The sequence below is a fragment of the Erwinia tasmaniensis Et1/99 genome (genome assembly GCF_000026185.1).
GTDB classification, from domain to species: Bacteria; Pseudomonadota; Gammaproteobacteria; order Enterobacterales; family Enterobacteriaceae; genus Erwinia; species Erwinia tasmaniensis.
The window spans coordinates 2,500,779-2,519,059 of record NC_010694.1 but is presented as its reverse complement, the minus strand read 5'-3'; the positions used below and the strand labels follow the sequence as shown (position 1 = coordinate 2,519,059).

14 protein-coding genes and 2 pseudogenes are annotated in these 18,281 nt (G+C 54.7%); 10 read left to right on the top strand and 6 right to left on the bottom strand.

Going from position 1 to position 18,281, the window contains the following annotated elements:
- Nucleotides 1-56: 56 nt before the first annotated feature.
- The 4 genes from ETA_RS12270 (at nt 57) to ybiB (ending at nt 4,387) form a co-directional block, all read left to right on the top strand.
- Complete coding sequence (locus tag ETA_RS12270; protein WP_012441945.1) at nt 57-620, top strand: helix-turn-helix domain-containing protein; 564 nt, start codon at nt 57-59, stop codon at nt 618-620.
- The gene (locus ETA_RS12265; protein WP_012441944.1) at nt 617-1,135 is read left to right on the top strand and encodes a GNAT family N-acetyltransferase; all 519 of its coding nucleotides are present in this window, start codon (nt 617-619) and stop codon (nt 1,133-1,135) included. The genes ETA_RS12270 and ETA_RS12265 overlap by 4 nt, the downstream gene beginning before the upstream one ends.
- Before the next feature lie 95 nt (nt 1,136-1,230).
- On the top strand, nt 1,231-3,393 hold the full coding sequence (dinG, locus tag ETA_RS12260) for an ATP-dependent DNA helicase DinG (protein ID WP_012441943.1): 2,163 nt from the start codon (nt 1,231-1,233) through the stop codon (nt 3,391-3,393).
- A 22-nt stretch (nt 3,394-3,415) separates the two neighbouring features.
- Nucleotides 3,416-4,387, top strand: coding sequence for a DNA-binding protein YbiB (gene ybiB / locus ETA_RS12255; RefSeq protein ID WP_012441942.1), 972 nt, complete (start codon nt 3,416-3,418; stop codon nt 4,385-4,387).
- 1 nt (nt 4,388) lies between these two features.
- On the opposite strand, the gene ETA_RS12250 is transcribed toward ybiB, so the two are convergent.
- The 3 genes from ETA_RS12250 to hutH form a co-directional block, all read right to left on the bottom strand.
- Nucleotides 4,389-5,582, bottom strand: coding sequence for a M20 aminoacylase family protein (locus ETA_RS12250; RefSeq protein ID WP_012441941.1), 1,194 nt, complete (start codon nt 5,580-5,582; stop codon nt 4,389-4,391).
- Between the two features lie 127 nt (nt 5,583-5,709).
- Complete coding sequence (gene hutU, locus ETA_RS12245) at nt 5,710-7,395, bottom strand: urocanate hydratase (RefSeq protein ID WP_012441940.1); 1,686 nt, start codon at nt 7,393-7,395, stop codon at nt 5,710-5,712.
- Nucleotides 7,396-7,413: 18 nt separating this feature from the next.
- On the bottom strand, nt 7,414-8,964 hold the full coding sequence (gene hutH / locus ETA_RS12240) for a histidine ammonia-lyase (RefSeq protein ID WP_012441939.1): 1,551 nt from the start codon (nt 8,962-8,964) through the stop codon (nt 7,414-7,416).
- 276 nt (nt 8,965-9,240) lie between these two features.
- Between hutH and hutC the strand changes: the two genes are divergently transcribed.
- A complete protein-coding gene (hutC, locus tag ETA_RS12235) occupies nt 9,241-9,996 on the top strand; it encodes a histidine utilization repressor (protein WP_012441938.1) in 756 nt (251 codons plus the stop codon).
- Nucleotides 9,997-9,999: 3 nt separating this feature from the next.
- Here the strand turns inward: hutC and ETA_RS12230 are convergent, their stop codons facing one another.
- Both ETA_RS12230 and ETA_RS12225 read right to left on the bottom strand, forming a co-directional pair.
- Nucleotides 10,000-10,542 carry a HutD/Ves family protein gene (locus ETA_RS12230; protein ID WP_012441937.1) on the bottom strand — a complete coding sequence of 181 codons (543 nt, stop codon included), beginning with the start codon at nt 10,540-10,542 and terminating at the stop codon, nt 10,000-10,002.
- Complete coding sequence (locus ETA_RS12225; RefSeq protein ID WP_012441936.1) at nt 10,539-11,894, bottom strand: formimidoylglutamate deiminase; 1,356 nt, start codon at nt 11,892-11,894, stop codon at nt 10,539-10,541. The genes ETA_RS12230 and ETA_RS12225 overlap by 4 nt, the downstream gene beginning before the upstream one ends.
- 81 nt (nt 11,895-11,975) lie before the next feature.
- On the opposite strand from ETA_RS12225, the gene hutI reads away from it, so the two are divergent.
- Nucleotides 11,976-13,193, top strand: coding sequence for an imidazolonepropionase (gene hutI, locus ETA_RS12220; protein ID WP_012441935.1), 1,218 nt, complete (start codon nt 11,976-11,978; stop codon nt 13,191-13,193).
- Nucleotides 13,190-13,984 (top strand): N-formylglutamate deformylase, encoded by a 795-nt coding sequence (gene hutG, locus ETA_RS12215; protein ID WP_012441934.1) that lies wholly within the window; start codon nt 13,190-13,192, stop codon nt 13,982-13,984. The genes hutI and hutG overlap by 4 nt, the downstream gene beginning before the upstream one ends.
- Nucleotides 13,985-14,023: 39 nt before the next feature.
- On the opposite strand, the pseudogene ETA_RS12210 reads toward hutG, so the two are convergent.
- Nucleotides 14,024-14,263 (bottom strand): annotated as a pseudogene (locus ETA_RS12210) (5' nucleotidase, NT5C type); the annotation flags it as partial.
- Between the two features lie 210 nt (nt 14,264-14,473).
- Between ETA_RS12210 and ETA_RS20445 the strand changes: the two are divergent.
- From ETA_RS20445 to drt3b, 3 genes and pseudogenes are all read left to right on the top strand, one after another.
- Nucleotides 14,474-14,911: pseudogene (locus ETA_RS20445) on the top strand (integrase); the annotation flags it as partial.
- Nucleotides 14,912-14,922: 11 nt separating this feature from the next.
- Nucleotides 14,923-16,194, top strand: coding sequence for an antiviral reverse transcriptase Drt3a (gene drt3a, locus ETA_RS12205; protein WP_012441931.1), 1,272 nt, complete (start codon nt 14,923-14,925; stop codon nt 16,192-16,194).
- A complete protein-coding gene (gene drt3b, locus ETA_RS12200; RefSeq protein ID WP_012441930.1) occupies nt 16,191-18,200 on the top strand; it encodes an antiviral reverse transcriptase Drt3b in 2,010 nt (669 codons plus the stop codon). The genes drt3a and drt3b overlap by 4 nt, the downstream gene beginning before the upstream one ends.
- The last annotated feature ends 81 nt before the right edge of the window (nt 18,201-18,281 follow it).

Genomic DNA, 18,281 nt, shown 5'->3' with positions numbered 1-18,281 from the left:
GGCAAATGCGGTTATATCTTATATAAGAGATTATTTCCCTTAAATGAGATGAAAAGATGGATGTCAACGCAACAGAAAAGCGGCTCGCCCAACGGCTCTGCGACCTGCGTAGGGAAAAAAGCTGGTCGCTGGAGACGCTGGCAGAACTGACCGGCATAAGCCGCGCCTCGCTATCGCGCATTGAGCGGGCGGAGAGCAGCCCAACGGCCACTCTGCTCAACCGTCTGTGCAATGCCTATGGTTTAACCATGTCACGCTTGCTCAGTGACGTTGAGCGGGATGGCATCCAGCTTTTGCGCCCTGAAAGTCAGAGCCTGTGGCGCGATGCACAAAACGGCTATCAGCGGCGCAGCGTTTCTCCCACCGCGGCGGCGTTTCATGCGGAACTGGTGGAAGCACGGCTTGATGCCGGCGCGCGCATCGATTACGACATACCGCCGCTGGCCGGTCTGGAGCAGCATATCTGGATGCTTGGCGGCGTGCTGGAGTTCGCTATGGACGATCGTCAGTGGCGGCTGGAGCAGGGGGACTGCCTGCGCTTCCATCTGTTTGGCCGTACCTCTTTTCATGCGACGGAGGCCGCGGGGGCGCACTACGCGCTGGTGGTGGCACGCCCATGATAGAATATCAATGGCTAACGGCGCAGCAGGCACAGGCGGAACTTCCTGCACTTTGTACGGTACTGGATGGCTGTATTGCAGAGGGTGCCAGTATCGGCTTTATCCATCGCGATCCTGATGCGCTGCACCATTTCTGGCAGGATGCGGCGATCGCTCTGGCCCGTGGCGATAAGCAGCTGCTGGTGGCGCGCATTGCGGGAAGGATTGTGGCAACGGTGATGCTGGTGCTGGCCATGCCGGCGAACGGGGCGCATCGCGGTGAAATTATTAAGCTGTTGGTTCACCCGGACGCGCGTCGACGCGGCATCGCCCGCCAGCTGATGTGCCGTGCCGAAGCGCGGGCATGGCAGGCCGGACGCCGTCTGCTGGTGCTGGATACGCGCAGCGGCGATATTGCCGAATCGCTTTACCATCAGCTGGGCTGGCAGGTCGCCGGGCAGATCCCCGGCTATGCCCGGTCCACGGAGGGCGAACTGGGCGGCACCACGGTGATGTATAAGCAGCGCGACGACTAATCCAGCACGCGAGTTTTAACCCGATGGCGTTTGCAGGCTGACGGCAGCGCCATACTGTGTAAAAATACAGCCCTGTTTAGTTGGAAGTGGTTGTCATGGCGTTAACTGTCGCGTTAAAAACGCAGATTGCCGGGTGGTACAAAGCCCTGCAACAGCAAGTCCCCGATTTTATTCCGCGCGCCCCGCAGCGGCAGATGATCGCCGAAGTGGCGAAAACGCTGGCGGGGGACGACGGCCGCCACCTGGCGATAGAAGCCCCTACCGGGGTGGGTAAGACCCTCTCTTATCTGATCCCCGGCATTGCCGTGAGCCGCGCCGAGGAAAAACCGCTGGTGGTGAGTACCGCCAACGTGGCGCTACAGGATCAGATTTTCAGCAAGGATCTGCCGCTGTTAAAAAAGATTATTCCCGAACTGAAGTTTACCGCCGCCTTTGGCCGTGGGCGCTATGTTTGTCCGCGTAACCTGTCGGCGCTGGCGGGTGATGACCAGCAGCAGGGCGATTTACTGCTGTTTCTCGACGACCAGATGACCGCCAGTAAGGACGAGCGCGCGGTCTGTAGCGAACTGGAAAAATCCCTTAACCGCCATCAGTGGGACGGGCTGCGCGATCACAGCGCGGAAAATATCGAAGACTCCCTCTGGCAGCGCCTCAGTACCGATAAGGCCAACTGCCTGGGCAGTCACTGCCACTGGTTCCGCGAATGCCCGTTTTATATCGCGCGGCGTGAAATCGAACACGCCGACGTGGTGGTGGCTAACCACGCGCTGGTGATGGCGGCGCTGGAAACGGAATCGGTGCTGCCACCGCCGAAAAATCTGCTGCTGGTGCTGGATGAAGGCCATCATCTGCCGGAGGTGGCGCGTGATGCGCTGGAAATGAGCGGTGACGTGACGCCGGGCTGGAACGCGGTGCAGCTCGATCTGTTCTGTCGCCTGGTGGAGCAGTGCTTGGCGCAGTTCCGCCCGAAACGACCGCCGCCGCTCAGCCATGCGGATAAACTGAAAGCGCACTGTGAAGAGATGCGTGAACAGCTGCAGACGCTGACGCAGATTTTCGCGCTGTATCTCCCCGCCGGCGCAGAAGAAGATGAGTTCCGCTTCGAGATGGGCCGTTTGCCGGAGGAGATAATGACCCTGTGCGCCCGGCTGTTTAAGCTCAGCGACGCCCTGCGCGGGCTGGCCGAAGGGCTGATGAACGATTTAAGTGAGAAAACCGGGCAGTATGACGTGGTGCGCCTGCAACGCACGCTGATCCAGATGAGCCGGGCGCTGGGTGCCTTTGAGGCGAGCAGCAAGCTGTGGCGGCTGGCGTCGATGGAGCAGGCGTCCGGCGCACCGGTGTCGAAATGGGTCACGCGCGAAATACGCGACGGCAACGTGCATTACCTGTTCCACTGTGCCGGCATCCGCGTCAGCGAGCAGCTGGAAAAGCTGCTGTGGCGCAAAATTCCTCACGTGGTACTGACCTCGGCCACGCTGCGCTCGCTCAACAGCTTCCAGCGTTTGCAGGAGATGTCCGGCCTTAGCGAAAAGGCCGGCGATCGTTTTGTGGCGCTCGACTCGCCGTTTAACCATGTCGCGCAGGGCAAGCTGATTATCCCGCAGATGAAGGTTGAGCCTCTGCTCGCCAACGAGGTACAGCACCTGGCGGAAATGGCGCACTTTTTCCGCCAGCAGATCCGCCTCGCGGCGCATAAAGGCATTCTGGTGCTGTTTGCCAGCAACCGCGCCATGCAGCAGTTTCTCAGCTATCTGCCCGAACTGCGTCTGATGATGTTGGTACAGGGGGATAAGCCGCGCCCCGCGCTGGTGGCGCTGCACCGCAAACGCGTGGAGCAGGGCGAAACCAGCGTCCTGGTTGGCCTACAGTCCTTTGCCGAGGGGCTGGATCTGAAAGGGGAGCTGCTGTCGCAGGTGCACATTCATAAAATTGCCTTTCCGCCGGTGGACAGCCCGGTTATTTTGACCGAGGGTGAGTGGCTGAAAAGCCTGAAGCGCTATCCTTTTGAGGTACAGAGTCTGCCCAGCGCCTCTTTTAATCTGATCCAGCAGGTTGGGCGGCTGATCCGCAGCCACGACTGTTACGGCGAGATAGTGATTTACGATCGCCGGCTGTTAAGTAAAAGCTACGGCGCACGCCTGCTGGGGGCGCTGCCGGTATTCCCGATAGAGCAGCCGCCGATGCCGGAAGGCGAACTGCCCAAAGCCGTTCCTGCCGCCGGGCATAAGAAACCTGCCGTCCGGCGACGACGTTAACCGAATTAGCGAGCAGATAAGCATGGAATATAACAAGATTATCAAAGAGATTGGTCGCGGCAAGAACCATGCCCGGGATATCGACGCCGACACGGCGCGGGCGCTCTATCGCCAGATGCTGGCCGCAGAGGTGCCGCCGCTGGAGCTGGGCGCAATACTGATAGCGCTGCGTATCAAAGGTGAAGGCGAGCAGGAGATGCTCGGCTTTTACCGGGCGATGCAGGAGCTGATGCCGCGCCTGACGCCCCCCGCACGGCGTCCGATGCCGGTGGTGATCCCCAGCTACAACGGGGCGCGCAAGCAGGGCAATCTCACGCCGCTGCTGGCGATGCTGCTGGCTGAACTGGGTTTTCCGGTGCTGGTGCACGGCATCAGCGAGGATGCGACAAGGGTAACCAGTGAAGCGGTATTTGCCGCGCTCGGCGTTACCGCCGTGCGTTCAGCCACGGAGGCCCAGGCGAAGCTGGATGCGGGCGAACTGGCGTTTATGCCGGTGGGCGTGCTGTGCGCTCCGCTGGAGCAGCAGCTGGCACTGCGCTGGCGCATGGGCGTGCGCAACAGTGCGCATACCCTTGCCAAACTGGCCACGCCGTTTGCCGAAGACGCCGCGCTGCGCATCGCCAGCGTATCGCACCCGGAGTACATTCCGCGCATCGCCAAATTCTTCAGCGCCGTCGGCGGCCGTGGGCTGCTGCTCAACGGTACGGAAGGAGAGGTCTATGCCAGCCCGCAACGCTGCCCGTCCATCAGCCTGATTGCCGGAGAGGTGCCGCAGGTACTGACGGAGCGCCAGCCCGATCTGGTGACGGACGCCGACCGGCTGCCGTTAGCAAAAGATGCGTTGACCACCGCAGCCTGGACCCGCCGCTGCCTGGCGCGAGAGGTCGCCGTGCCGCAGTCATTAAGGCTGCAAATTGCCTGCTGCTACCTGGCGACCGGACGCGCGCCGGATCTGGCGGCGGCGCTGGCGCAGATAGCCCAGGCAGGGTATTAAGTCACCTCCGCACGGCAGCCACCTGCCGCGCCGTGGATGACTGCTGCACCAGCAGCCGCTCGACGAGCGCCGTCCACAGCGCGATGCCCGGGCCGATCAGCTCGTCGTTAAAATCATAATGGGCATTGTGCAGCGGTGCGGAAGCGCTGGCACCGTCAGCGCCCAGCCAGAAGTAAGCGCCCGGACAGGCTTCCAGCATGCAGGCAAAATCTTCCGAAGCCATTGACGGATTAATATTCCCGTGCACCCGTTCAGCAGGGAGCAGCGTCAGCGCGCAGTCACGCACCCTTGCCGCCTGCCGTGCATCATTTACCGTGACCGGATAGCCGGTCTGGTAGTCGATGTGCCCGACAATGCCGAACGGGGCGGTAAAGGCGGTGACAAATTCGTCGATCATCTGGCGTACGCGAACGCGCACATCGGCCTGTAGGCAGCGCAGGGTGCCGCGCAGCACCACCACTTCCGGGATCACGTTGATCGCCTCACCGCCGTTGATTTGGGTAATACTGACCACCGCCGAGGCCAGCGGAGAAAGACGGCGCGACGGAATGGTTTGCAGGGCGAGGATCAGCTGGGCCGCTGCCACCACCGGATCGGCACCGTTTTCCGGCATCGCCGCATGGCAGCTGCGTCCGCGCAGCGTAATTTCGAATGAATCCAGCGAGGCCATCATCGCCCCGTCGTTGACCGCAACATCCCCCGCAGCCAGACCGGGCCAGTTATGCATGCCGTAAATCGCCTCCATCGGGAACAGGCTGAACAGACCCTCTTCCACCATACGGCGTGCGCCCCCAAGGTTTTCTTCCGCCGGTTGAAAAACAAAGCGCACGCTGCCGCTAAAGCGGCGGGTGGTGGAGAGATGTTTGGCGGCGGCCAGCAGGATGGCGGTGTGCCCGTCATGGCCGCAGGCGTGCATCACGCCGGGTCGTGTGGAGCGATGATCGACGTTTCCGAGTTCGGTTATCGGCAAGGCATCCATATCCGCGCGCAGGCCGATAGCCGGGCCGGGGCCGTTTTCCAGCGTGGCGACGACGCCGGTGCCTGCCAGCCCTCGATGTACCTGCAACCCCAGCGCCGTCAGCTGTTGCGCCACCATTTGGGCCGTCTGATGCTCCTGATAGCCGAGCTCAGGGCAGGCGTGCAGCTTTCTGCGCCAGGCGGTGGCCTCTGCGATAAGCGATAGGGGGATGGTCATGAGGAAATTCTCCTGTACAGAGTGGGCTGTCCGCTGGCGTACAGAAACTAAGTTAGCACAGATTATCGTTAGAAGGGGGCGGGTGTGGTACGACGGGCCTGTCGTTTTCAGCCAGGCCCGTAAAGGATTAAGGGATCATCGGCAGATTAAGCTGGTGTTCACGGGCACAGGCCTGTGCCTGTTCATAACCCGCATCGGCATGGCGCATCACGCCGGTCGCCGGATCGTTCCACAGCACGCGGCCAATACGGCGATCGGCTTCCTCACTGCCGTCACAGACTATCACGACGCCAGAGTGTTGTGAGAAGCCCATACCCACGCCGCCGCCATGATGCAGACTCACCCAGGTGGCCCCGCCAGCGGTATTCAGCAGGGCGTTCAGCAGCGGCCAGTCGGAAACGGCATCGGAGCCATCCTTCATCGCCTCAGTTTCACGGTTTGGCGACGCCACCGATCCACAGTCAAGATGATCGCGGCCTATTACCACGGGCGCCTTCAGCTCGCCGTTGCGCACCATCTCGTTGAAGGCCAGACCGGCAAGATGGCGCTCGCCCAGCCCCAGCCAGCAGATGCGCGCCGGTAACCCCTGAAAGGCAATGCGCTCCTGGGCCATATCCAGCCAGCGGTGCAGGTTCTGGTGCTGCGGGAACAACTCTTTGAGTTTGGCATCGGTTTTATAGATATCTTCCGGGTCACCGGAGAGTGCCACCCAGCGGAACGGCCCTTTGCCTTCACAGAACAGCGGCCGGATATAGGCGGGCACGAAGCCGGGGAAATCGAAGGCGTTTTTCACGCCTTCATCCAGCGCCACCTGACGGATGTTGTTGCCATAGTCAACGGTAGGGATGCCCATATGGCAGAAATCGAGCATCGCCTGGACATGAACGGCCATCGAGGCGCGCGCGGCTTTTTCCACCGCTTTGCCATCGGTTTTGCGCTCTGTCTCCCAACGGGCTAAATCCCAACCGGCGGGCAGATAGCCGTTAATCGGGTCGTGCGCGGAGGTTTGATCGGTAACAATATCCGGCCTCATTCCACCGTCTTTGGCGCGTTGTACCAGCTCCGGCAGGATCTCCGCAGCGTTGCCCAGCAGTCCAACGGAAATGGCCCGCTTTTCGTCGTTAGCTTTGGCAATCAGCGCCAGCGCTTCGTCAATCGAATACGCTTTGTGATCCAGATAGCGGGTACGCAGGCGGAAATCAATACGTGACTCCTGGCACTCAATGGCCAGCACCGATGCACCGGCCAGTACCCCCGCCAGCGGCTGTGCGCCGCCCATGCCGCCCAGGCCGGCCGTCAGTATCCAGCGCCCCGCAAGGTCGCCTTGATAATGCTGGCGGCCCGCTTCAGCAAAGGTCTCAAAGGTGCCCTGAACAATGCCCTGTGCGCCGATATAAATCCACGAGCCGGCGGTCATTTGCCCGTACATCATCAGGCCCGCTTTATCCAGCTGGTGGAAGTGGTCCCACGTTGCCCAATGCGGCACCAGGTTGGAGTTGGCGATCAGCACGCGTGGAGCATCCGCATGCGTGCGGAACACCCCGACCGGCTTACCGGACTGCACCAGCAGGGTTTCTTCCGGCTGAAGCGCCTCTAGTGAGCGCAGGATCTGCTCAAAACATTCCCAGTTACGCGCCGCTTTACCGATGCCGCCATACACCACCAGGTCTTCGGGCCGCTCGGCGACGTCCGGGTCGAGGTTATTCTGGATCATGCGCCAGGCCGCCTCTATCAGCCAGTTGGCACAGTGCAGCTGGCTGCCGTGCGGGGCGCGAAGGGTGCGGGCAACGGCATGTTTCAGGGATTCAGTCATGGTCTATTCCTTTTTAAATCAAAATTTAACAGCGCGTGAAGGTTGCAGGGCGGCGACCGCTTCCGGCCAGCAGTCGGCGCTGGCCCACTGGCGCATCTGTTCGATATCGGGTGCCATCAGGCGATCTTTTTCCAGAAATGCGACCCGTTCCCGCAGGGCCGTCATGACCTTTTCCAGCTGCGGCGAGCTGGTGAGCGGAAGATGAAAATCTATGCCCTGCGCGGCGGCCATCGCCTCAATGCCCACCACGGCGGCGCTGTTAAAGCACATTGCGCCGAGGCGACGCGCGGCATAGGTGGCCATCGATACGTGGTCTTCCTGGTTCGCGGAGGTCGGCAGGCTGTCAACGCTGCCCGGATGAGCGAGAGATTTGTTTTCAGAGGCCAGCGCGGCGGCGGTGACCTGGGCGATCATAAAGCCTGAGTTGACCCCGCCATCGTTAACCAGGAACGGCGGCAGGCCGGAGAGGCCGCTGTCCAGCAGCAGCGCCATACGCCGTTCTGAGATCGCGCCGATTTCCGCCACCGCCAGCGCGATAATATCGGCGGCAAACGCCACCGGTTCGGCGTGGAAGTTCCCACCGGAAATCACCTCGCCGCTGTCGGTGAACACCAGCGGGTTATCAGAGGCGGCGTTGGCCTCAATTTGCAGTACCCGCGCCGCGTGATTGAGGTTGTCAAGGCAGGCCCCCATCACCTGGGGTACGCAGCGAATCGAGTAGGGATCCTGAACACGCCCACAGTTAACGTGCGAAGCCAGGATGTTGCTGCCCTCCAGCAGCGCAGCAACCGCCGCCGCCACGGCAATTTGCCCCGGCTGACCGCGCGCGGCATGAATACGACTGTCGAAAGGTTTCACCGAACCTTTGATCGCCTCCAGCGACAGGGCACCCGCCACCAGTCCGGCGGCGAACACGTTCTCGCCCTCAAACAGGCCGCGCAGCGCCAGCGCGGTGGATACCTGGGTGCCGTTGAGCAATGCCAGGCCCTCTTTCGGCCCAAGAACAAAGGGTTGCAGTCCGGCCAGGGCTAAACCTTGTGCCGCAGGGAGCCGTTTACCCGCCACGCGCACCTCGCCTTCGCCCAGCAGCATCAACGAAAGATGCGCCAGCGGTGCCAGATCGCCCGAGGCGCCGACCGAGCCTTTTTCCGGGATGCAGGGCATAACCCCGGCGTTAAACAACGCGATCAGGGCGTCAACCAGCTCGATGCGAATGCCGGAGTGGCCGCGCGCCAGGCTAACCACCTTGGTTGCCACAATCAGCCGCACCACGTCATCGGGCAGCAGTTCGCCCAGCCCAACGCTGTGTGACAGCACCAGATTACGTTGCAGTTCAGCCAGACGCTCGGTGGGAATGGTGGTTTGGGCCAGTTTGCCAAAGCCGGTGTTGATCCCGTAGGTCACTTTGCCCGAACGGACGATATCCGCCACCGTGGTATGTGCCTGCTCAATAAGATGGCGTGAGGCGGCGTCCAGCGCCAGGGTAACCCCGCCGCGATAGATAGATTTGAGGGTGGCGAGGTCCACCTTTCCTGGGGTCAGCAGGCAGTGATGCGCGGTCAGTGACATGTTTACTCCTGTATAGACAAGTGTGTTTGCAGTGACTCTTGTTTGAATGATGTTGAGTGAATCACATCTGTATAGTCTTGTCTATACAACCAGCAAGGGTTGTGCCAGCTCTGTCACAAAATGCCGGGCTAAGCGCCACGCGGCGATCAACACAGTCGCCGTTGGCGGGCTGCACTTTTAGGGTTCACCGTGCCACATGGGGGTGCAACCCACATGTCTATACATATCGGATATTAGCCAGTAAACTGCATCCATTACGACAACAAGGAATTCGTTATGGTTCGCCAGACCGCCATTTCTCAACTTTCAGCAGCGATGAGCGATCGACCTGCTCCGATTTATCAACGCGTGAAAGAGGCCATTGTCAGTCAGATTAGCGAAGGGGTATGGCAGCCCAATCAGCGCGTACCCTCAGAAAGCGAGCTGGTGAACGAGCTTGGCGTCAGCCGCATGACGATTAACCGGGCGCTGCGAGAACTGACCAGTGAAGGCTATCTGATGCGTATGCAGGGGGTGGGCACCTTTGTCGCACAGATGAAGGGCTACACCGCCATGCTGGAAGTCCACAATATTGCTGAAGAGATCGCCGAGCGCGGTCATCGCCACAGCTGTAAAATCTTGACGCTGGGAGAAAGTAAAGCCAGCCCGGAGCAGGCGGCTATGCTGGGTTTACGCGCCGGGCAGCCGATATTTCACTCACTGATGGTGCACTTTGAGAATGAGCTGCCGGTGCAGCTTGAGGATCGGCTGGTTAACCCGCAAATCGCACCCGATTATTTGCAACAGGATTACCACAGCCTGACGCCCTACACCTATCTGATGCAGGTCGCGCCGTTGACGGCGGGAGAGCATATCGTCGAAGCGGTGCTGCCGAACGCCAGCCAGTGCCAGCATCTGGCGATTGCGGCGCAGGACCCCTGCCTGTTGATCCGCCGCCAGACCTGGAGCGACAGCAAGATCGTGACCTATGCCCGTCTGCTGTATCCCGGTTCACGTTATCAGCTGCTGGGGCGCTTCAAAGGACACGGCTGATGTTTACCGGGGCACGATGGTTGACCACAACAGCTTCGCGTCTCTGGACAGGGGAACAAAGGTTTCCGCGCCCTGCTGCCACCACGCCCCCTGACCGGCCGACAGCCGGGTTTCCCCATGCTGCCAGCGTCCTGAAATGACATAGACCACGCCGCAGACTGACGCGGGCGTCAGAGCCTGGCGGCTGATGCCTGCCAGCGCCCGAAAGCGGTCGCGCCGCACCATAATGTTAAAATCGCTGCTGCGGGTATCGTCAATACGCGCTCTGATGCTCTCTTCCCCGGCAAAGGCAAAAGGCTGATTCAACGCCAGACGTTGGTAGATCCTGTCCTCGCGGTAGAGCGTGACCCCGCCGTTCAACAGAGTGATGAGGCGATCTACGCCGGGGAACGGCGAAAAGTCACCGTCGGCGGCGATGGTGGCAATACTGATGCGCCAGTCAAAATCCTCCACGCCGGGGGGAAAGCTGATAATTTCCCGCGTCTCCCCGCCGCCGTTTCTCCAGCGGCCGACCGGCAGAGTGCGGCTGTCATAGGCATGGATCATTGCAGTACCGCCAGCGCCTGACGCAAATCGTCATCAATCTGCGCCTGCTGCGCATGCTGTCCCGCCCGGATACGCTGTTGTCCGGCGACAAACACATCCTGAATGTGCGCGCGATGACCGGCAAACAGCCAGCGGTTAAGCAGGGCGCTATCGGCGGTGCTGGCGAGCAGCGCATCGTCGCCCAGAACCAACCAGTCGGCCCGGTAACCCGGCTGCAGGCTGCCCGTCTTTACCCCACAGGCCTGAGCGCCCCCCGCGAGCGCCTGCTGAAACAGGACTTCACCCACCGATGGCTGCCGTGGCGTGACAATGCGGTTGCGGCGGCGGTCGCGCAGCCGCTGCGCATATTCCAGCCAGCGTAGCTCTTCCACCACGTCCAGTGAAACATGACTGTCGGAGCCGATCCCCCAGCGGCCATTCTGCGCGATATAGTCGACGGCAGGGAAAATACCGTCGCCGAGATTGGCTTCGGTGGTCGGGCAAAGACCCACCACCGCGCTGCTGGCGGCCAGGCGGCTGATTTCCTGCTGGTTAAGATGGGTGGCGTGGATCAGGCACCAGCGTGCATCAACCTTGAAACGGTCGAGCAGCCAGCTCACCGGGCGCTCGCCGCTCCATGTCAGGCAGTCGCTCACCTCTTTTTCCTGTTCGGCGACGTGAATATGCACCGGCAGATGTGGCTCACTTTCCGCCAGAACGTCCTGCATCTGCTGTTCATTGACGGCGCGCAGTGAATGAAAGCACAGGCCCTGGTTGTGCAGCGGTCTGGCCTTAATCATTTGTTGCAGACGCTGCTGTTGCGCCAGATAGCTTTGCGTATCCTGAATAAAACGCTTCTGCCCTGCCTGGGCTGGCTGGCTACCGAAACCGGCATAGCTGTACAACACCGGCAGCAGCGTCTGGCCGATGCCGCTGCGTTCTGCGGCAGCGATCAGCTGGCGGAGCATGTCGTCATCGGGATAGGGTTGCCCGTCGGGCTGGTGGTGAAGATAGTGGAACTCCGCTACCTGGGTGTAGCCGCCTTTCAGCATATCGACGTAGAGATGGGTGGCGATGGCCCCGACCTGCTCTGGGGTCAGTTGCGCTACCATGCGGTACATCAGTTCACGCCAGGTCCAGAAACTGTCCTGCGGGTGACCCGCCACTTCGGCCAGTCCGGCCATCGCGCGTTGAAAGGCGTGGGAGTGCAGATTGGCCATCGCGGGCAGCACGCTGCCATTAAGACGCTGCGCATCCTGTGGCCCGGCGTTGGCGGTGGTTGCGCTGATAAATCCCTGGGCATCGACGTCAATCAGGACATTATGTTGCCAGCCATCGGCCATAAGTGCGCGTGGCGCAAAAAAGCGAGTCATGGTTGCTTCCTGTGCAATGAGGTTGTATATACATATACATACTTATAAGCCAGCAGTAAAGTGCACGACGTGGGAGAAAGGATGAATCAGCAACTCAGCTGTGACCATTTATGGTTCGGGGCGGATATCGTCACCATGCAGAATGGGCGCTACGGCATCATTGAACAGGGTGCGATAGCGGTCAGCGGCCAACAGATTATCTGGGTAGGCCCTTATGCGGACTCGGCGCACATCCAGGCGCGCCAGCGCACCGATCTTGGCGGCGGGATCGTCACCCCCGGCCTGGTGGACTGCCATACGCATCTGGTGTTTGGCGGTGACCGCAGCGATGAATTTGAACAGCGTCTTAACGGCGTGAGCTACAGCGAGATTGCCGCTCAGGTCGGGGGAATACTCGCCACGGTGCGCGCCACGCGCAGCGCCTCGCAGGCCGAGCTGGTGGACGCTGCCCGGCAGCGCTTACAGCATTTGCTGGCGGAGGGGGTGACGACCGTTGAGATTAAATCCGGCTACGGGCTGGAGGTGGCCAGCGAGCTGCGTATGTTGCAGGCCATTCGCCAGCTGGCGCAGCAGGTGCCCGCACAGATTCAGGCCACCTGTCTGGCTGCACATGCGGTTCCGCCGGAGTACCGGCACGACCCTGAGGCATGGGTTGATGTAATTTGTGACCAGCTGCTGCCCCAGGTGGCGGCAGAAGGGCTGGCGGACGCGGTGGATGCCTTCTGCGAGCACCTGGCCTTTTCGCCAGACCAGGTGCGGCGGGTGTTTATCGCCGCTAAAGCACTGGGCTTCGCGTTGAAACTGCATGCGGAACAGCTCTCATCGCTGGGCGGCAGTGCGCTGGCGGCTGAATTTGACGCGCTCTCTGCTGACCATGTGGAGTATGCCACGGAAAGTGACGTCGCGGCGATGGCGCAGCACGGTACGGTGGCGGTGCTGCTGCCCGGCGCTTTCTATCTGCTGCGTGAAAAACAGCGTCCCCCGGTGGAACTGTTCCGTCGTTATCAGGTGCCGATGGCGCTGGCCAGCGATGCCAATCCCGGCACGTCACCCGCGCTGTCGCTACGTCTGATGATGAACATGGGCTGTACGCTGTTTGGCATGACGCCGGAGGAGGCGCTGGCCGGGGTGACCCTACACGCCGCGCGGGCGCTGGGCCTGGCGCAGCGCATCGGCTCGCTGGAAAGCGGTAAAATGGCCGATTTTGTTCACTGGCCGCTTGCACGCCCGGCCGAACTGGTTTACTGGCTGGGCGGGCAGCTGCCCTGTCGGGTCATTTTCCGTGGAGAAGAACGATGAACGCTTATCAATTTAGTGCCGGTACACTGCCGCTGCTCCTTAGTATTCCCCATGCGGGCACCCGGCTTACCCCGGAGGTCGAGTCCGGGCTGAGTGATAAGGCGCGCAGCCTGCCGGATACCGACTGGCATATTCCCGATCTGTACGATTTTGCCCGCGAGATGGGGGTGAGCGTGCTGTCAGCGAACTACTCGCGATTTGTCATCGATCTTAACCGCCCGCCGGACAATCAGGCGCTCTATACCACTGCGACCACCGGGCTGTATCCGGAAACGCTGTTTGACGGTACGCCCACGTTTAAGCCGGGTATGACGCCGGATGCCCCGCTGCGTCACCTCTGGTTACAACAGATCTGGCAGCCCTATCACGATAAAATTCAGTATGAGCTGGCGCAGATCAAACGGCGTTTTGGCTATGCGCTGCTGTTTGACGCCCACTCTATTGCTTCGCGGGTGCCGCGACTGTTTGAGGGGCAGCTGCCGGATATCAATCTGGGAACCAACGGGGGGGCCAGCTGTACGCCGGAGATGACCCAGCGGCTGACCCAGTGCTGTGCTGCGCAGTCGGAATTCAGCTGGGTACTGAACGGGCGTTTTAAGGGGGGATACATTACCCGCGCCTACGGTAAGCCGGGGGAGAACCAGCACGCGCTTCAGCTTGAGCTGGCGCAGGATAATTATATGGACGAGCATCCGCTTTTTACATGGCGTAGTGATAAGGCGCAGCGCGTACGGCCGCTGTTAAAGCAGCTGATGGAAACGATGTTGCAACATCAGGGCCGCCAGCCGTAGCGCATCAGGCGCGAGATTTCGCGCCTTTCCATCCGCTGACTACAGCAGCAGGGTGGCAATATCCTGCCAGTTTTCAGCGCGGCGATAGCCGGTCACCTTGCGGTTATGCGGGGCGGAATAGAGAATGCCCTCGCCGCAGAACCCGGCAAAATTAATCGCATTATCATCAATCATATAGTCAGCATTAATGATGCTTTTATCGCCGCAGAAAACGATATTGCCGTGCGGAATAGCCGGGAAGTGGGTGTTTAGCCAGCGGAATTAAGCATTGAACGAACTTCAGTAGAAAAAACTCCCTCAACCTAATCTGATTGAACGATGCTTTTTACTGAGTTTAATGTCGTTAAGTATTTTTTAATGTCATGTCTGCGTGTGTCTATGCTCAATTCAACGAAGGGAGTGAAAGGCATGAGCGGGATTCTTTTATCGCTAGCAGATTTACAGAAGCTGTAAACAAGTGCGCGTGGTGAAGTGCTGAGCAAAGGGAAGAGATCAAATCATGTGTTGCCTATCTGCGATGGGGTGAAGTGCTTGTTAGGAGACCGAAGGGATATAGTGTTCAACAACGAATTGAAAGCACACTGTAGAAGATGGGGATCCCCTGAACGTTCGCCACGAAGTAAAACAGGACACTATCTAGATAGCAAAAGCCTACGAGAGTATCTTTTCATGAAGGCAGGTATAGTGAAGTTAGGCACGCATAATCTTAGGCGTACTTTTGGCCGTATTGCATAAGAGTTAACGTCCTATGTTGTGGTGAAGAGGTTTCTGAACCACAGTAACACAACCGACCCTACAGAGAGATACTCAGAGCTGGATGAAAAACGAGTGTATGGCGCACTGCAGAAAATCTAATTGTACCTACTTAAGAATAGCCCTAACTTGTATAATTCGTTATTAGCCTCAGCAAAATACCCACCCCTTTAAAGGAGGATCGTATGAGGGAGCAAAGTTTTGATAAGTTTTCCCTATCAAAAATGATAAGGCAAAGTGATTTTTATAAGTGTAAAAATCTCGCTGATGAACAAATCTTTGAAAAAGTGATTGAAGAGTCCTATCAGTTAGCTCATGGATTAACAGCACCAGTGATAAGCAACACTGTATCTAAGGGAAAAGATGTATATTATGTTGATAGACTTTCATATAAATTAATTTTAAGGAAATTACAGAGTAATATTAGAAATAAGATTGAAACAGATAGGTTACAGCGTAATGAAATTGTTAGAAATTTAGTTTCTTACCTACAGGAAGGGGTAGAGAGCAAAGTAATATGTATTGATTTAAAATCATTTTATGAATCTATCGACATAGATTCTCTATTAAGCAAAGCTGCTAAAATAGGCTCACTTTCATATCATTCAAAAAAACTTATTGACTTAGTACTGGAAGAACATAGGAGTCTTGGGGGTAAAGGTGTGCCAAGAGGCATAGAACTAAGCTCTTTACTTGCTGATTTATACTTACAAGAATTTGATGAATGGATAAAAAGAATTGACGGAGTGTTTCTCTATAAACGATTTGTTGATGACATCCTAATCATGACGGATCATAAAGTAGATGGGAAGTCTATTTTAACCTCAATAAAGAATAAACTACCAGCAAATTTATGTGTCAATGATTTAAAAACCAAAATTATTAAAATAAAAAAGAGAACTCATTCGCCAAATGATGTAAAAGGAAAATTAGCAGCAATTATTGATTATTTGGGGTACAAGATAAAAGTTATAGACACTCATATACCACCAGCCAAGAAATGTGCTTCATCAGAAGGAAAAGCTAATTCAGTATATAGAAAAGTAGTTATTGGGGTAAGTGATAAAAAATTAAATAAAATAAAAACAAAACTATGCAAAGCATTTTACAACTATGAGTTGAATAGAGATTTCACATTATTACTCGACAGGATAATATTTTTATCTACGAATAGGCTTTTAATAAATAAAGATAAAAATCGGAAGATGCCAACGGGAATATTTTACAACTATCCATTAGTCAACGATGATAGTGAGTCACTAAAGGTCATTGATTTTTATATCAGAGCATTAACACTTGGTTCTGGTTGCCGGTTATCAAAAAAATTAGATGCTTCATTGAGTAAAAGCCAGGTAAAAACTTTGCTTAAAATAAGCTTCGCAAGAGGATTTACTAAAAAAATACACAAAAAATACAGCCTAAATAGATTGAAAGAAATAACAAGGATTTGGAAATGAGTATACAAACCGTAAAGCTTGACAAGAAAGATTATAGAAGGGCGTTATTAACGGACACATCTCCTTCAGATGCTCCTATCATTTTTTCTAATGATGGTTTTTATATTAATTCTCATTTAAGTAATCAAAGTAATGGTCAGTATAATCCAATAGTGACATTTTTCAGGAAAATAGTAGCTCCCAAGGAGGATTTAAATTTACCTAATGATACTGTAAGAGTAACGAAACAGTCAGAACAAACGTATCCATTGAAATTTAAAATATTTAAAGATGAAAGAAAATTAAGGACGTTATCGTTAATCCATCCGCGTTCACAATATAACTATGTGGGGTTCTATCATCGTTTTGCAAGTGCAATCACATCTCTGTGCTCTCAAAGTAAATTATCGATAAGAGCACCTGTTAAAATTGCAAATTCATTTTACACGAAGAAGAAAATAGTTGGTAAATTAGCCTATAAAAAAACAAAAATTGATACTTTAGATAGTGAGATCTGGAGTAAACATGCATCATCATTTTTTTCCTATAAAGGATATGATAGAATTTATAAGTTATTTGAGAATGGGGAATATATCACATTAGAAAAAAAATTTAATGTTATGTGGTCCTTAGATATAGCTAACTGTTTCGACAGCATTTATACACATACAATATCATGGGCAATAAAAAGCAAGGGGTTTATAAAGTCTAATTTAAACAAGGGAAAACAGTTTGGTGACGAGTTAGATTCAATTATGCAACGGAGTAATAATAACGAAACCAATGGTATTCCAATTGGGGCTGAATTTAGCCGAGTTTTCGCAGAGTTGATATTTCAAAACATAGACGATTGTATCGTTAGAAAGTTAGAAGAAGTTTATCAGTATAAATTAAAAACACATTTTGAAATTTTAAGATACGTCGATGATTACTTTATTTTTGCAATAAATGAAAGTGTAGCAGAAAGGGTTCATGGAATCATCAGTGATGAGCTTGGTAAATATAATCTTTACTTAGGAGATAAAAAACTAAGTAAAATAGAAAGGCCATTCTTAACAAATAAATCAGAAATGGTTATAGAAGCAAAGAAAATACTAACTCATTTTGATGAAAATATCTTTGCCAAAATAGATAAAAATAGTGACAGCGCAAGCAAGATAAATTATATCCATAGGCCCGATAGATTAACAAAAAGCACACTTGATTTGATAAAGTCACGCTGTTGTGAAACTGGTGATGGGTATAAAAATGTTGCACCATATCTCTTGGCAGCTTTATCAAAGAGAATAGCGAGGATTGTTGAAATGTATGATCATACTAATGATCATGACGATATAAACAAGTTCCATAGTGCTATAATAATCATCATTAAAATGATGTTTTTTTTCCACTGCATTAAACCTAATGTTACATCTTCTAATAGGATAGCCAAGGCAATAATATCGGTAGAAGAGTTCTACAAAATAAATTCGCAAGTTCATCTCGATTTATTCAAAGATACAGTAATGCATCAAATACAAAACATGCGATTTTATAATTCAGATGTAGAGCTAAGAGATGGATTTACGTCTATTGAGAAAATGAATGTAATACTCGCAACGAGCAACTTTGGCCCAAACTTTTTAATGGATCAATTTCAATTAAATGAAGCATTAGAGAAAATAAAAAATTATAACTACTTCTTTATAATTAGTCTCCTATATTACTATAAAGATCATGCTGTCTTTTCTGAGAAAAGGATAGAAGTTGAAAATATTATCAAAGAGAAGTTTGAAGATGGTTTTGATTTGGATAAAAGCTCAGAGATTGCTCATCTCTTCTTAGATGTTATGAGTTGTAAATATATTTCGAATACGGTTAGGGAGTTGCTTTATAGAAAGTTTATTGCAAAATTTGGCATTGCAAGAAATAATCAAGAAATAAATGATGATCTAACCTACTTACTGACCAAGTACTGGTTTGTAAAGTGGGACCAACTTAATAATCTTAACCTTTTAGAAAGGAAAGAGTTGAGGACCGGATATTAAAGTGATACATTACATAGGCTTTGAGAGAAGGGCAATATTGCTCCTGCCATGTTTTTTAGCGGCAATCACTGTTCGCAGTGG

Bases quoted from the DNA above. Each gene is read 5' to 3' on its own strand.
- ybiB (WP_012441942.1), top strand. From the start codon at position 3,416: ATGGAATATAACAAGATTATCAAAGAGATTGGTCGCGGCAAGAACCAT.
- ETA_RS12270 (WP_012441945.1), top strand. From the start codon at position 57: ATGGATGTCAACGCAACAGAAAAGCGGCTCGCCCAACGGCTCTGCGAC.
- ETA_RS12265 (WP_012441944.1), top strand. From the start codon at position 617: ATGATAGAATATCAATGGCTAACGGCGCAGCAGGCACAGGCGGAACTT.
- hutH (WP_012441939.1), bottom strand. From the start codon at position 8,964: ATGTCACTGACCGCGCATCACTGCCTGCTGACCCCAGGAAAGGTGGAC.
- ETA_RS12230 (WP_012441937.1), bottom strand. From the start codon at position 10,542: ATGATCCATGCCTATGACAGCCGCACTCTGCCGGTCGGCCGCTGGAGA.
- ETA_RS12225 (WP_012441936.1), bottom strand. From the start codon at position 11,894: ATGACTCGCTTTTTTGCGCCACGCGCACTTATGGCCGATGGCTGGCAA.
- dinG (WP_012441943.1), top strand. From the start codon at position 1,231: ATGGCGTTAACTGTCGCGTTAAAAACGCAGATTGCCGGGTGGTACAAA.
- ETA_RS12250 (WP_012441941.1), bottom strand. From the start codon at position 5,582: ATGACCATCCCCCTATCGCTTATCGCAGAGGCCACCGCCTGGCGCAGA.
- hutI (WP_012441935.1), top strand. From the start codon at position 11,976: ATGAATCAGCAACTCAGCTGTGACCATTTATGGTTCGGGGCGGATATC.
- drt3a (WP_012441931.1), top strand. From the start codon at position 14,923: ATGAGGGAGCAAAGTTTTGATAAGTTTTCCCTATCAAAAATGATAAGG.
- drt3b (WP_012441930.1), top strand. From the start codon at position 16,191: ATGAGTATACAAACCGTAAAGCTTGACAAGAAAGATTATAGAAGGGCG.
- hutU (WP_012441940.1), bottom strand. From the start codon at position 7,395: ATGACTGAATCCCTGAAACATGCCGTTGCCCGCACCCTTCGCGCCCCG.
- hutC (WP_012441938.1), top strand. From the start codon at position 9,241: ATGGTTCGCCAGACCGCCATTTCTCAACTTTCAGCAGCGATGAGCGAT.
- hutG (WP_012441934.1), top strand. From the start codon at position 13,190: ATGAACGCTTATCAATTTAGTGCCGGTACACTGCCGCTGCTCCTTAGT.